Origin of the sequence: Enterococcus avium ATCC 14025, assembly GCF_000406965.1 — a bacterium.
Classification (GTDB): Bacteria; Bacillota; Bacilli; order Lactobacillales; family Enterococcaceae; genus Enterococcus_A; species Enterococcus_A avium.
Map to the genome: position 1 here is coordinate 414,194 of NZ_KE136363.1, position 14,852 is coordinate 429,045.

Here is a 14,852-nt window from a genome sequence, read left to right on the forward strand (position 1 = left end):
AATCCAAAAGAATGTGTGAACTGTCCTCTGCTAAACCAATGTACCAAAAGTAAAAATCATCAACGAGTCATCACGAGACATGTTTGGGGAGATCTGATGGATGAAGTGGAACATCTTCGCCTAACGGATCTGAATAAATCAATTTACAAAAAACGGAAACAAACGATTGAACGAATATTTGCGGATGCAAAAGAAAAGCATGGGATGCGTTGGACCAAGTATCGAGGCTTGGAAAAAGTCGCGACGCATACGATGCTAGTGTTTGCTGCAATGAATTTAAAGAAATTAGCCACCTGGCTATGGAAAGGCAAGGAGCCTTTATTTTTTTGTTCAAAATTTCGAAAGAAATCAGATAAAAAGACGTCTCAAACTCAAATTACGAGTTCGAGACGTCTTTTGTCTACAGTCTGAATCGATGTGTTCATCGATGTTTATAACGAAATGAAAAAAGAAGCATTGGTGATTTATCACAAGCGGCCAAAGACTCAAAAATCCTTATACAAACGCGATATTGTCGGCGAAGATGCCTTATTAAAAAATGAACCGGGGGCATTGAGAACCTTAGAAACGGGTCTAAACTCGGTGAAGCTCATGGCCGTCAGCCAGGAAAACATTTTAATTCAGCAATCGGTTTTTCCAATCAAAAATAACGGAAAAACGATCGGCGTGATCATCCTGGAAAAGGGGGTAGCCGAAGACGATATAAAAGAAAGCAATGAACGAATTTCTGATAGGCTTCCGTCATCAGAAACTCTAAGTCACTTAGATCAATCCTTCGTCAATCAGCTGCCTGAGGCGATACTCGTCTATGATAAGTATGGATTTTTAATTTCTAGCAATAAAGAAGCGAAGAACCTTTATCGCAGGTTAGGCTACAAAGATCGAATCAAGAATATGCACTACGATAATTTGACCCTTGATTACACAACCTTTGATTACATCATGTATCAAATCGGCCGGCAAGCTTCCAATCAAACGATTGAAAATGAAACAGCTTATTTGAGCTATTATTTTATCATTAAGAAGATCTGGATTGAAAAGGGCGGAAAATTATTAGTCATTATCCAGGATAATACCGATGTCAAAAGCAAAGAGGCCGAGATCATTTCCAAATCGGTTGTTATTAGAGAAATCCATCATCGTGTAAAGAATAATTTGCAGTCGATCGTCTCTTTATTAAGGATTCAAGAAAGAAGAACTAGCAGTTCAGAAGCCAAAAAAATTCTTCGGGAGAGCGTTTCACGGATTATGGCCATTGCGGCTTCTCACGAATTACTTTCTAAGCAGGTTGAAGATCAAGTTTCGCTGTATCAAACTCTGGAGGCAGTTGTCTTCAATTTTCGTCACATCATCCAAAGTTCGCCAGAGCGAGAAATTGACTTGACTTTAGATATTGACCAGGAGATTCAGGTTCTAAGTGATGAAATGGTCACCATCTCTTTGATTGTGAATGAATTGCTGCAAAATGTGTTCGATCATGCTTTTGACTCCCACCAATCGGGACAAGTAAGGATTATCGGCAAAAAGGAGAAGAGTTTAATCTCCATTACAGTCGAGGACAACGGGAAGGGCTTTGATCCAAAGGCGGATCACGGCGACAGTCTTGGATTAATGATCATCACTAGCTATGTAAAGGATAAATTAAAAGGCCGGATAAAAATTGAATCGGGGAGAAACGGTACAAAAGCCTGTTTCACCTTTGAAAATGACAACATTGACGTTGTTTAAAAATTAAGCAAAGACGCTTAAGAAAGTGAAAAGAAATTTTCTCTTTTTTAAGCGTCTTTTTTATGTTTTGACAGGAGGGTAGGCTTTGGGAAAAGAAAAAATGTTAACCGTTGGCATCGACTTAGGAACATCAACTACGCAGCTAGTCTTGTCGGAGCTAACGATCGAAAATTACGCATCTGCCTTCTCAGTTCCCAGAATTACGATTTCTGAGAAGAAAGTCATTTATCGCAGTGAGATTATTTTTACACCTCTGATAAATCAAAAGGAAATCGATGATGAACCCATCAAACGATTCGTGACCGAACAATACAAACAGGCAGGAATCGAAAAAGGTGATATCCAAATGGGTGCTGTCATTATTACAGGTGAGACGGCGAGAAAGACAAATGCTAGTAAAGTGTTGAAGGCACTCAGCGGTTATGCTGGAGACTTCGTAGTAGCCACTGCAGGACCGGATTTGGAAAGCATTATTGCAGGAAAAGGGGCAGGAACGGAGAAGTTATCGAAGCAATACAAAGGAACCATTGTCAACTTAGATATTGGCGGAGGAACCACAAATTTAGCAGCCTTTAGAGACGGAGATACGTTAGATACAGCTTGCTTTGATATTGGCGGTCGCTTAATCAAAATAGACCCAAAAACACAGATCATCCAATACATTTCACCAAAGCTCAAACAAATCATCAAAGAGCAAAAGCTATTGATAGAAGAAGGTCAACCAGTAGAAAAGCAAGAGTTGAAAAAGGTCGTTGCAGAGTTAGTAACTGTTCTTGAAAACAGCGTGGGAATAGGAGAAAAAAGTGTCTATTATGATTTGCTGATGACTAACCATGGTTTAAAGCTGGATTACGATCTTACCTCTCTAACATTTTCAGGCGGAGTCGCAGATTGTCTTGAAAGTCAGGAAAAGGATTGCTTCAAATATGGAGATATCGGTTTATTGTTAGGCCAGCAATTAAAAGAATCCAGATTATTTTCAGAGCTGGAGATCCTGCCTTCCGAAGAAACGATTCGAGCAACGGTCGTCGGAGCTGGTTCTCATACTGCTGAGGTGAGCGGAAGTACCATTTCCTATACAGAAAAGTTATTGCCATTAAAAAATTTACCGATTCTGAAGCTTTCGAAAAATGATGAAACACAAAACACAGAACAGATGGCGCTTCAAATTAAGGAAAAACTGAATTGGCATCGGTTGGAAGATGATTTGTCGCAAATCGTTCTAGCTATTGAAGGGAAAAAGAACCCCAGTTTTATCGAAATTCAAAGATACGCAACCGGAATTGTTAAAGGATTGAAGCCATTGATTGATGAAAAATTCCCCTTGATTGTACTTGTTAAAGAAGATATGGCTAAAGCTTTAGGGCATAGTCTCTTTGCCCAGCTGCCAAGGAGTTATCCCTTTGTCTGTCTGGATTCAATCTTAGTTGAAAACGGCGATTATATTGATATCGGAAAACCAGTGGCTGGCGGAGCCGTTCTGCCAGTGATTGTTAAAACACTAGTATTTAATTAAAAGGAGTGAAATAGAAATGATTTTGAAAACCATGCTTTTTGGTAAGACTTATCAGTTTCGAAGCGTTAAGGAAGTTCTAGCCAAAGCTAATGAAGAAAAATCCGGCGATAAGCTGGCAGGAGTAGCGGCTGAAAGCTCCGAGGAACGAATTGCTGCTAAAGTAGTTCTCGCGCAATTAACTTTAGAGGATTTATTTAATCATCCAGTTGTTGATTATGATGAAGACGAGGTAACGAGAATTATCGTTGATCAAGTCAACCTTAAGATTTTTGATTCAATTAAACACTGGACCGTGGAGGAGCTTAGGGAATGGATTCTATCTGATAAAACAGGTGACTTTGATATTAAACGAATATCCAGAGGTTTAACAGCTGAAATGATAGCAGCGGTTTGTAAATTAATGTCGAATATGGATTTGATTGTTGGTGCTAAGAAGATCAAAATCCAAAAAACTGCGAACACCACCATCGGAAAAACAGGAACATTTTCTGCTCGTCTGCAGCCGAATCATCCTACTGATAATGTGGATGGAATCATGGCTTCGGTCATGGAGGGATTGTCATACGGTGTCGGTGATGCTGTTATCGGTCTAAATCCCGTAGATGATTCAACTGAAAGTGTCGTGCGTATCCTTAATAAGTTTGAAGAATTCAGAAGTGAATGGGACATTCCGACACAGACCTGTGTGCTCGCCCATGTAACGACGCAAATGGAGGCGATTCGCCAAGGGGCTCCAACAGGACTAGTCTTCCAATCAATTGCAGGTTCAGAAAAGGGCAACACGGCCTTTGGAATTAGCGGCGGTTTAATTCAAGAGGCACGGGATTTAGTCTTACAACAGGGACAAGCAGTAGGGCCAAACGTAATGTATTTTGAAACAGGACAAGGTTCTGAGCTTTCCTCAGAAGCCAACTTTGGGGCAGATCAGGTTACGATGGAAGCTCGCTGCTATGGGTTTGCTAAAAAATATGACCCTTTTATTGTCAACACCGTTGTAGGTTTTATTGGGCCAGAATATCTTTATGACTCCAAACAGGTTATTCGAGCAGGTCTAGAAGATCACTTTATGGGCAAGCTAACAGGCATTTCAATGGGCTGTGATGTCTGCTATACCAATCACATGAAGGCTGATCAAAATGATATGGAAAATCTTACCGTCCTGCTAGCCGCAGCTGGTTGTACGTATATCATGGGAATTCCTCATGGGGATGATGTCATGCTGAATTACCAAACCACCGGCTTCCATGAAACAGCGACGATACGCGAAATGTTCAATTTAAGACCAATCAAGGAGTTTGAAGAATGGTTGGAAAAAATGGGCATTATGGAAAATGGCAAGCTGACTCAACGAGCTGGCGATGCCTCATTATTTCTTAAATAAGAGAGGGTGAAGAAAATGAACGAACAAGATATCAAGAAAATGGTGGAATCAATTTTAACCGATTTAGTGGATCAGCAAGGAAATACGGCAGTAGCAACTAAAAATGTTACGGAAGCAGCCAATGATAAAGTATCCGAAAACGTCGATGAGAATTGTAGTATCGCGGACATTACAGAAGTCGATTTAAAAAAACAACTGTTAGTGACTGAATCAAATGATGCAGATGGCTATTTGAAAATGAAATCCTTTACGCCGGCACGCATCGGCGTCGGTCGTGCGGGACAACGTTATATGACTCAATCCGTCTTGCGCTTTCGAGCAGATCATGCTGCCGCACAAGATGCAGTGTTTTCAGATGTTTCAGAGGAATTAATTAAAGAGTTGAACTTATTTCCGACTCAAACCATTTGCCAAAGTAAAGATGAGTATTTAACCAGACCAGATTATGGTCGAGTTTTCGATGAAACCAATTGCGAACTGATCAAAGACAAATGCCAAAAAGGCGCTAAATTACAAATTGTCGTTGGTGATGGCCTTAGCTCAGCGGCAATAGAAGCCAACGTCAAAGAAATTCTCCCGTCTATTAAACAAGGCTTAAAAATGTATGATCTGGATTTTGACCAAGTACTATTTGTTAAATACTGCCGCGTTCCTGCAATGGATAAAATTGCGGAATTAACCGAAGCAGAGGTTGTTTGCTTGCTTGTTGGAGAGCGGCCTGGTTTGGTAACCGCGGAATCCATGAGTGCCTATATCGCTTATCGTCCGACAGTTGGAATGCCAGAAGCACGCCGAACGGTGATTTCCAATATTCATAAAGGCGGGACTCCTGCTGTTGAAGCGGGTGCTTATATTGCCGAGCTGATCCATAAAATGTTGCAGAAAAAGAAATCCGGAATTGATTTGAAGGAAGCGGAATAGCCGAAGGAGGGAAAGAAATGAGAAATGATCGTTTAGGAGCAAACGTCCTAAGTGTAAAAATGATCGCCAATGCTGACGAGGACTTGGCAAAACAGTTTGACCTGCCAAAAGGAATGAAATCATTGGGCATCATTACTTCTGATTGCGATGATGTGACTTATGTCGCACTGGATGAAGCCACGAAGGCTGCCGAAGTCGAAGTTGTTTATGCTAAAAGTATGTACGGAGGAGCTGGAAATGCTTCAACAAAATTAGCGGGTGAAGTGATCGGGATCCTAGCTGGTCCCAGTCCAGCAGAAGTGAGCAGTGGTTTAGCCATCGCTATTCAAGTCATCGAAAATGAGGCGAGCTTTATCAGTGCCAATGATGATGATAGCATTCCATACTTTGCTCATGTGATTTCACGTTCTGGCCGTTTTCTATCCAAAGAAGCTAATGTCACTGAAGGAGAAGCGATCGCTTACTTGATCGCGCCGCCACTAGAAGCGATGCTAGGTTTAGACGCGGCTCTTAAAGCAGCAGATGTAAAAATGGGCGTCTTTTATGGACCACCATCAGAAACTAATTTCGGTGGCGCCTTGTTATCTGGTACGCAATCAGCATGTAAAGCAGCTTGTAACGCTTTTGCCCAAACCGTTCAAAATGTGGCAGCTGACCCCAAGGATTATTAAGGATGTGATACTAGATGACAGCACTAGGAATGATCGAAGTCCGCGGGTATTTAGGAGCAGTTAGTGTTGCCGATACAGCACTCAAGGCGGCCAATGTAACGTTGAATAACGCGGAAGTCATTCGAGGCGGTATAACGACCATTCAATTAACTGGCGATGTAGCGGCGGTAAATGCAGCGGTAGAGGCGGCGACACAAATGGCAAAAACTTTAAATTGCCTTCTGTCTAGTCATGTAATTGCTCGTTTAGATGAGCAAACTAAAGCTTTGATGAGGGAGCCAGAACAAACAACTTCTCAAACGAATAGTGAAGAAATACCAGAAGAAACGACTCATCAAGAAATGAATGAGAAAGAAACTGCTGAAGCAACCACTATAGAAGCAAAGATTCCCGACCAGCCCATTATCCGCGAAAATGTTGAAGATGAAGGGTTGAAGAAAAAATTAGTAGATAAAAAAGTTTCTGAGTTGCGAACGATCGCCTATAAAATGAATCTCCGATCACTGACGAAAAAGGAAATCAAATTTGCAACAAAAGAAAGCTTAATCAAGGCCATTTTAATGGAATCCGAGGGGAGTGAAAGTGATTGGGATTAATCGACAAAGATTTACAATCGATTCAAGAAGTTAGAAATTTGATCCATGAAGCCAAAAAAGCACAAAAAACACTAGCGGGCTTGTCACAGCAACAAATTGATCGTATCTGTCAGGCTATTTCTGAAGAAACCTATAACCAACGGGAAAAACTAGCGAAAATGGCTAATCAGGAAACTGGTTTTGGCATTTGGCAGGATAAAGTGATCAAAAATAGCTTCGCGTCAAAAACAGTTTATGAATATATTAAGGATCTGAGAACAGTTGGCGTAATTAAAGAAGATGTGGAAAACAGAATTACAGAGATAGCTGTACCAGTAGGCGTGATCGCCGGTTTGATTCCTTCAACCAACCCAACATCAACCGTGATTTATAAAGCCCTGATTGCTCTTAAGGCAGCCAATAGTATTATTTTTTCACCACATCCTAATGCGTTAGGATGCATCACAGAGACAGTCAAAATTATTCAAACAGTTTTAGAAAAAGAAGGAATACCAAAAGCCTGTGTATCCGTTATGACCATGCCTACCATGGAAGGAACTCATGAACTTATGGTCAATAAAGACACAAATTTGATTCTAGCAACCGGCGGAAACGCCATGGTGAAAGCGGCCTATTCTTCAGGCACGCCAGCAATTGGGGTTGGACCAGGAAATGGACCAGCCTATATCGAGCGCAGCGCTGATATCAAGCTAGCAGTCAAACGAATTATGGATTCAAAAACCTTCGACAACGGAACGATTTGTGCCTCCGAACAGTCGATTATTGTGGAGACGGCTAATGAAAAAGAGGTTCGAGCTGAATTAGTCCATCAGGGAGCATATTTTTTATCTGAGGAAGAAGCGGCAAAGCTAGCCAAATTTATTCTACGATCAAATGGAACTATGAATCCACAAATAGTCGGAAAATCTGTTCAACATATCGCCGATCTTTCAGGTTTTACTATTCCGAAGAGCTGCCGCTTAATCGTGGCCAACGAAAAACATGTCGGACCAAAATATCCATATTCCAGAGAGAAATTAGCACCGATCATCGCTTTTTATACAGTTGAAAATTGGCAAGCCGCCTGCGATCTTTCAAAAGAAATTTTGAAGGAAGAAGGCGCTGGACATACGATGGTCATTCACACCGAAAACAGGAAGGTTATTCAAGCTTTTGGCTTAGAAAAGCCCGTCTCGCGTTTATTAGTGAATACGCCAGCAGCGCTAGGCGGTATCGGCGGAACGACCAATCTAGTCCCCGCTCTCACACTAGGCTGCGGTAGCATCGGAGGAAGCTCTACCTCCGATAACATTGGTCCGCAGCATCTATTCAATTTAAGACGGGTTGCTTATGGAACCACAGAGTTAGAAGAGATTCGTAGTAATGAAACGTCGACAAATGAGGAAGCATCCCCAATAACAGCTAACGAAGAATTAATTAATACGTTAGTGTCACAAATTTTAGCACGGTTACAATAATTTGAAAAAATTTTAACAATAAACTTTTAGGAGGAAATAATAATGTCTAGTACAAACGCTTTAGGAATGATCGAAACAAGAGGATTAGTAGGTGCAGTAGAAGCAGCAGATGCTATGGTGAAGGCAGCAAACGTAACATTGATGGGCAAAGAGCAGGTTGGCGGTGGATTGGTGACAGTCATGGTTCGCGGCGATGTAGGTGCGGTAAAAGCAGCCACCGATGCAGGAGCCGCTGCGGCAGAGCGAGTAGGAGAACTACTGTCTGTTCATGTGATTCCACGTCCTCATACCGAAGTTGATGCAATTCTACCAAAAATGATTCAAGAGTAAGTCTCCTAACAAACACATGAATAATTTTACTCAAAAGCGTAGTGCCTTTCACAGCGCTTTTGAGTTCCAGTAAAAAGATTCTTGAATGAAGGAGGCTAAAATGTGAAGCAATATGATGCACTTGTCGATGAAATTGTAAAAAAAATAAAGGAAACACAACAATCGCAAATTCCGGTAGAAGCATCAGGAAGACATGTCCATCTCTCAAGAGCACATGTCGATCAGCTTTTTGGAGAAGGCTATCAGCTTACTGAGGCAAAAAAACTGTCTCAACCTGGGCAGTTTGCTTGCAAAGAGCGAGTGACCATCGCTGGACCAAAAGGAATGTTCCAAAATGTAGTAATTCTAGGACCTGAACGAAACGAATCCCAGGTGGAGGTTTCATTAACCGATGCACGAATTCTAGGAATTGATACACCGATTCGAGAAAGCGGCATGATTGAACAAACACCTGGCATCACCGTGTTAAACGGGGATCAGGTCGTTCAATTAACCAAAGGATTGATTGTTGCCAAAAGACATATCCATATGACACCAGAGGATGCAAAAAAACAACAGGTCTCAAATAAGGAAATCGTCAAGGTCAGAATAAATAGTGAGCGCTCCTTAATTTTTGATGACGTAGTAATTCGGATCAGTCCAGATTTTACTACAGCTATGCATATTGATTATGACGAGGCAAACGCTTGTGGATATCAGAAAGGTATTACGGGAGTGATAGTAAAATAGGAGATTGCCAGTAATGAAGATAAATGAAATCGAAATTATCATTGAAAAAGTAACGCGGGAAGTTCTAAAATCCGTTCGCCTTCCTACAACGGACGTAACTCTTTCAATTGCTTTGCTTCGGCAAATTGGCGAGTACCCAAAAGCAGTCATCGAAGGTTTTTCCACGAAAGTGAACTGGGTACAGACTGATGTTCCTACAGCAAGTGCCCTTCTAGTCAACTCATTATCCTTATCGCAGCTTGCAGCTGTAGCCAATCTTCAGGTGATCGATCCTACAACTGCAGCGATTCTTCAGTTTTTAATAAAGGGAAAACCAGTTTGGGTACTGGCTAGTGAAGTCGATCGCAATAAATTGAAAAATCAAGCAAGATTCGCGTTATTAAAGAAATATGATGCACTAAAAAAAGAAACCGTTCAATTTGGTTTAGACTTTGAATTTTCTATCGATAAAATCGATCAATGGATACACAAGCAAAAAAGCAAGGATAGCCCCTTCAAGCGAGGGAAATACTTAACACAAAAGGATTTAATTGAATTGACTAAAGAAACGAACTCTTTAGTCATTCCTGAAGGCAGCCGGTTGACACCTCTGGCTGAAGATTATGTTCAAGAGATGAATATTCAGATTGGGGGAGAAGCGGATGCTGCTGGGAAAAGTGACAGGAAGTTTATGGGCAACACGGAAAGATGAAAAATTAAATGGCTCTAAATTTATGCTGGTGAAAACTTGGAATATGAACTTAGAACAAGCAGAAGGACTATTAGTTGCTGCAGACAATGCAGGAGCAGGAGTTGGCGACCTCGTATTGATTACGCAGGGAATGGCAGCAAGAATTTCCGCGGAAAATGAAGGAATCCCGATAGATGCCATGATTGTTGGAGTGGTTGATTCGGTGGAGACAAATAATTCAGGGAGTGATGAGAATGAGTATAAATGAAATAATTATGTATATCATGGTTGTCTTCATGATCATTGGTGCGGTCGATCATGTAATCGGTGGGAAGTTAGGATTAGGGGAGCAGTTTGAAGAAGGAATCATGGCGATGGGGTCGCTGGCATTATCAATGGTTGGGATCATCACCTTAGCCCCCATTTTGGCAAATTTATTAAGCCCAATTGTCGTTCCTTTATACAGTATGCTTGGTGCTGATCCATCGATGTTCGCGACAACTATTTTAGCAAATGATATGGGTGGTTTTGCTTTAGCACAACAGATGGCTGTTGATCCGCAAGCGGGTCTTTTTGCAGGAACAATCTTAGGAGCCATGATGGGGCCAACGATCGTGTTCACAATTCCAGTTGCTTTAGGAATCATTGAAAAAGAAGATCAACAATTTTTAGCTACTGGTGTATTAAGCGGTATGGTAACAATTCCAATCGGGTGTTTGGCTGGTGGTCTAGCTGCGGGGATGCCTATTGGAATGATTTTAGTCAATTTGATTCCGATCGTAATTTTTGCTGTATTAATCATGATTGGTCTATGGTTTGCGCCAAAAGGGATGATCAAGGGGTTCACAATTTTTGGAAAAGGCGTGGTAGCGGCAGCGATCTTCGGATTGGTTATTGGAGCTATCCAACAATTGGTCGGTATTACCGTTATCAAAGGAATTACTCCAGTTACAGAAGGAATTGAAGTAGTTGGTGGGATCGCTTTGACTCTATCTGGAGCGTTTTGTTTAGTAGCTGTCATTACCAAAGTCTTTAGTAAACCCTTATTAAAACTGGGAGAAGCCATGGGAATGAACGAAGTGGCGGCCGCAGGTTTAGTCGCTACTTTAGCCAATAGTATCCCGATGTTCCAAATGATGAAAGATATGGATCAAAGAGGAAAAATTATCAATGTGGCATTTGCCGTTTCTGCTGCCTTCGTGCTAGGAGATCATCTTGGGTTTACAGCAGGTGTTGCTAAAGAAATGATTTTTCCAATGATGGTAGGCAAATTAGTGGCTGGCATCACTGCTATTTTTGTAGGGATGTTCATGGCAAATCGCGTGTTAGGTAAGAAGGAGGGGTAAACAATGACAGAAATGAATCAAGAAATGCTCGAAAAATTGATTCGGAAATTAGTAATGGAAAACTTGATGCCAACAAAAAATGTCGATCCAAGCGGCATTTTATCTATTAAATTACCGGAAATTGAAGTAGCGGAAGAGGATCGTTTAGACACAGGTAATCCCGCTGACATCGTTTATACAAAAGATCTAGTATCTCTTCAAGAAAGCCCTCGTTTGGGTTGTGGATTAATGGTAATGAAAGACACTACATTTGATTGGACTTTAGAATACGATGAGGTGGATTATATCATCTCTGGTCAATTAGATGTAGTTATTGATGGCAGGACAATATCTGCTAAAGCTGGCGAAATTATTTTTATCCCTAAAAGCAGCAACATAAAATTTTCAGTGACCGGAGATGCACGGTTCATCTATGTTACCTATCCCGCTGATTGGCAAAGTCAGTAGCATAAGTTATTTTTGAGACTGGTAGAAGTAATTCTACCGGTTTTTTTCATATTTCAAAAAAGACGTTAAGCAGCAGAAAAATGACGATCTAGCTATCAAATTTAATACTATTGAAAAGTATATTAGAAGCTGAAAATGAGGTTTAATGGTATAGTATTTTCAGAAGTTTTTAGAAGATAGCCTATTTAACTTTTTCGACTATCGAATAGAATGATTCTTCTAAAGGCAAATTAAACATCTATACGAATAAGAGGGTCCAATATGTATGAGAAATTTGTAAGCAATACTCGATTACGAAGATTCATAGTCTTAGCACTGGTTATCTTCATTTTATTTTTAGTCAGAGATTTTATGACACCGATCTTGTTAACGTTCATTTTCACGTTGATTTCGGTCAAAATCGTCAAATTTGTTCAACGCTATATTAAAGCTCCGACATTCTTGCTGGCGACCATTCTTTATCTGTTTGAATTGTGGCTTTTATATCTTTTAATCTCAAGATATTCAACCATTTTGATCGATCAAGTCGTCTCGACCTATAATTCAATCGTTCATTTTTATCAGCATAAAGAATTCAATTCTGACGTGGTAACGAACTTCATTTCTAGTTATTTTAAGAATCATAACTGGCAGGATAAGGTTGAAAGCGGTGCTGGAATTATTTTGGAACAATTACAAAATGTTGGTCGCTTAGCCATCGCTTTTATTGTCTCGTTTATATTGAGCTTTTTCTTCATGGTAGAAAAAGAGAAAACGATCCTATTTTCAAAGAATTTTCTGAGTAGTAATTATGCGTGGTTTTTCCAGGATTTGTTTTACTTTGCCAGAGTCTTCGTTGAAACATTCGGTGTCGTCGTAGAGGTTCAATTACTGATTGCGATCGTCAATACAATAATTACCACAGTTGGTCTAGGTCTGATTGGTTTTACGCAATTGCCGACATTAGCGATCATGATTTTCTTCTTAAGCTTAATCCCTGTTGCTGGAGTGATCTTTTCTTGTATTCCGTTAACGCTAATTGCTTATTCAACAGGAGGGATTCAGACCGTCATTTATGTATTAATTTTGATTGTGGTGGTTCATTGTATTGAGGCCTATATTTTGAATCCAAAGTTTATGTCGAGCCGGACAAAGCTACCGATTTTTTATACTTTCGTTATTTTATTAGTCAGTGAAAAATTTTTAGGTGTATGGGGATTGATCGTGGGTATTCCAATTTTCAATTTCTTCTTAGAAATCTTAGGAGTTAAAATCCGTACGAAGTTGACAAAAGACTAATCTAACAAAAAAATGGAACAGCCAAATTAGGCTGTTCCATTTTCTCGTAATTGCTCAACAACTGATTCTTCTGGTGTTACGAACAACGTTTTTTGATTTTCATAAATCACAAATCCAGGCTTAGCACCATTTGGTTTATGAACATGCTTGACTGCGACATAATCAACAGGTACTTGTGCCGATTGCCGGAATTTTGAGAAGTAGGCTGCCAATTCAGCAGCTTCCAGCAACGTTTCTTCACTAGGTGCGTCATCTTTTACTATGACATGCGAGCCAGGGATGTTTTTGGCATGCAGCCAAATATCACTTTTTCGTGCTTGCTTCAAGGTCAGTTGATCATTTTGCAGATTATTTTTCCCGACGAAGATTTCTGTGCCATCACTCGCGACAAAGCGCTCGGGTTTAGAAGGGGCCTGTTTGCGATTTTTCTTGCTGCGTTTCTTCTTTAAGTAGCCGCTGGCAATCAGCTCTTCTTTGATGACTTCAATATCCATCGGTCCAGCGATTTCTAATTGAGCTAAGACAGATTCGAGGTAGGCAATTTCATCTTTAGCTTCAGCAATTTGATCGTAAATCAATTTGACTGCATTTTTCAGCTTTTGATATTTTTGGAAGTACTTCTGTGCATTTTGATTAGGAGTTAATGCGGGATTCAATTTGATCGTTATTGGCGCATTGTCCTCATAGTAATTCTGTAATTCAATGCTTTCCGCTCCCCGTGGTACCTGTGCCATGAAGGTGGTCAGTAATTCACCATCACGACGAAATTCTTCGGCATTTTCGGAATCGCTTAACGTTTTTTCACGTTTAGCCAGTTTTGTCTGATTGCGCTTGATCTCATTTTCAACTTTGCGAATCAAGTCATTTCCTAATTGCTTCACGCGATCTTTTTCGGCTTTTTCCCCATAAAAAGCATCCAGCAAAGCGCTCAAGCTATCGTATGCGGTACTTTCTTCGAAGGTTTCAAAGTCCAACGGTGCAAAGAATTCCTTTTTATTTTTGAGTCCCAATGTCGGTGTAAGTTCGGATTGAACTGTTTCCCAAAAATCAGCCCAAACAACCATTTTTTCATTTGGTCGTTTGCCAATACGATAAGCCAATTCCTCGGCGGTGTCGCGGCCCAATCCTTGGAAATTTTGCTGCAAATATCGTCCATCCAACGTTTCGGCAGTTGAAAGAATCTTGAACACTTGCTCCTTGGTTGCGTGAAATGGATTCAGCTGCTCTTGCTTCGGCGGTTCAATATATTCGCTGCCGGGAAGGATGGAGCGGTAGGTATTCTGTGAATGCCCAATATGCTTGATGGCATCAAGAATTTTTCCTGTTTGCTTATTCAACAGGACAATCGTTGAGTGACGTCCCATAAGCTCAACGATCAGGACGATATTTTGTAAATCACCTAATTCATCACGCTTACTGAAGGTGAAGTGAACCACACGATCATTTTCGACTTGATGAATATCTTCTAAAATCGCGCCTTCTAAATGCTTCCGCAGCATCATTACAAAATTCGGCGGATTGTCTGGATTTGTATAAGCAATTTCAGTTAATTGAATTCGCGCGTAGCTTGGATGAGCTGAAAGCAGCAAGCGCCGATTCTTTCCTTGAGCTCGGATCACTAAAACAACTTCATTTTCATAAGGTTGGTGGATCTTCGATATTCTTCCAGTAACGAGCTGATCCTTTAATTCTCGTACCATCGCATGGGCAAAAACTCCATCAAAGGACATTTTTTATCCCTCATTTCTATTCATAATAGCTCTATTATAAACAAAAAAACGC

At 40.6% G+C, this 14,852-nt stretch carries 16 protein-coding genes; 15 read left to right on the forward strand and 1 reads right to left on the reverse strand.

Annotated features, from left to right (window positions below; translation table 11 throughout):
* The 15 genes from OMU_RS12235 to OMU_RS12305 form a co-directional block, all read left to right on the forward strand.
* Nucleotides 1–411, forward strand: a 411-nt coding sequence (locus OMU_RS12235; protein WP_016180221.1) for a transposase, incomplete at its 5' end; no start/stop codon positions are given.
* Between the two features lie 6 nt (nt 412–417).
* Nucleotides 418–1,728, forward strand: coding sequence for a sensor histidine kinase (locus tag OMU_RS12240; RefSeq protein ID WP_016180222.1), 1,311 nt, complete (start codon nt 418–420; stop codon nt 1,726–1,728).
* Nucleotides 1,729–1,828: 100 nt separating this feature from the next.
* Nucleotides 1,829–3,244: an ethanolamine ammonia-lyase reactivating factor EutA gene (gene eutA, locus OMU_RS12245; RefSeq protein ID WP_034877143.1), complete on the forward strand. Its 1,416-nt coding sequence runs from the start codon at nt 1,829–1,831 to the stop codon at nt 3,242–3,244.
* Nucleotides 3,245–3,260: 16 nt separating this feature from the next.
* Nucleotides 3,261–4,625 (forward strand): ethanolamine ammonia-lyase subunit EutB, encoded by a 1,365-nt coding sequence (locus OMU_RS12250; RefSeq protein ID WP_016180224.1) that lies wholly within the window; start codon nt 3,261–3,263, stop codon nt 4,623–4,625.
* Nucleotides 4,626–4,640: 15 nt separating this feature from the next.
* Complete coding sequence (eutC, locus tag OMU_RS12255; RefSeq protein ID WP_016180225.1) at nt 4,641–5,546, forward strand: ethanolamine ammonia-lyase subunit EutC; 906 nt, start codon at nt 4,641–4,643, stop codon at nt 5,544–5,546.
* Between the two features lie 17 nt (nt 5,547–5,563).
* Complete coding sequence (gene eutL, locus OMU_RS12260) at nt 5,564–6,217, forward strand: ethanolamine utilization microcompartment protein EutL (RefSeq protein ID WP_016180226.1); 654 nt, start codon at nt 5,564–5,566, stop codon at nt 6,215–6,217.
* Between the two features lie 14 nt (nt 6,218–6,231).
* Nucleotides 6,232–6,813, forward strand: coding sequence for a BMC domain-containing protein (locus OMU_RS12265; RefSeq protein WP_016180227.1), 582 nt, complete (start codon nt 6,232–6,234; stop codon nt 6,811–6,813).
* On the forward strand, nt 6,804–8,270 hold the full coding sequence (locus OMU_RS12270; protein WP_016180228.1) for an acetaldehyde dehydrogenase (acetylating): 1,467 nt from the start codon (nt 6,804–6,806) through the stop codon (nt 8,268–8,270). The genes OMU_RS12265 and OMU_RS12270 overlap by 10 nt, the downstream gene beginning before the upstream one ends.
* A gap of 42 nt (nt 8,271–8,312) precedes the next feature.
* Nucleotides 8,313–8,600 carry a BMC domain-containing protein gene (locus tag OMU_RS12275; protein WP_016180229.1) on the forward strand — a complete coding sequence of 96 codons (288 nt, stop codon included), beginning with the start codon at nt 8,313–8,315 and terminating at the stop codon, nt 8,598–8,600.
* A 102-nt stretch (nt 8,601–8,702) separates the two neighbouring features.
* Nucleotides 8,703–9,329, forward strand: coding sequence for an ethanolamine utilization phosphate acetyltransferase EutD (eutD, locus tag OMU_RS12280; protein WP_016180230.1), 627 nt, complete (start codon nt 8,703–8,705; stop codon nt 9,327–9,329).
* A gap of 13 nt (nt 9,330–9,342) precedes the next feature.
* A complete protein-coding gene (locus tag OMU_RS12285; protein ID WP_016180231.1) occupies nt 9,343–10,020 on the forward strand; it encodes an ethanolamine utilization protein in 678 nt (225 codons plus the stop codon).
* Nucleotides 9,971–10,267, forward strand: a complete 297-nt coding sequence (locus tag OMU_RS12290; protein WP_016180232.1) for a EutN/CcmL family microcompartment protein — start codon at nt 9,971–9,973, stop codon at nt 10,265–10,267. The genes OMU_RS12285 and OMU_RS12290 overlap by 50 nt, the downstream gene beginning before the upstream one ends.
* Nucleotides 10,254–11,345: an ethanolamine utilization protein EutH gene (gene eutH, locus OMU_RS12295; RefSeq protein ID WP_016180233.1), complete on the forward strand. Its 1,092-nt coding sequence runs from the start codon at nt 10,254–10,256 to the stop codon at nt 11,343–11,345. Before OMU_RS12290 ends, eutH begins: the two co-directional genes overlap by 14 nt.
* A gap of 3 nt (nt 11,346–11,348) precedes the next feature.
* On the forward strand, nt 11,349–11,792 hold the full coding sequence (locus OMU_RS12300; protein ID WP_016180234.1) for a cupin domain-containing protein: 444 nt from the start codon (nt 11,349–11,351) through the stop codon (nt 11,790–11,792).
* Nucleotides 11,793–12,053: 261 nt separating this feature from the next.
* Nucleotides 12,054–13,070, forward strand: coding sequence for an AI-2E family transporter (locus tag OMU_RS12305; protein ID WP_016180235.1), 1,017 nt, complete (start codon nt 12,054–12,056; stop codon nt 13,068–13,070).
* Between the two features lie 26 nt (nt 13,071–13,096).
* On the opposite strand, the gene efbA is transcribed toward OMU_RS12305, so the two are convergent.
* A complete protein-coding gene (efbA, locus tag OMU_RS12310) occupies nt 13,097–14,800 on the reverse strand; it encodes a fibronectin-binding protein EfbA (RefSeq protein WP_016180236.1) in 1,704 nt (567 codons plus the stop codon).
* Between the last annotated feature and the right edge of the window lie 52 nt (nt 14,801–14,852).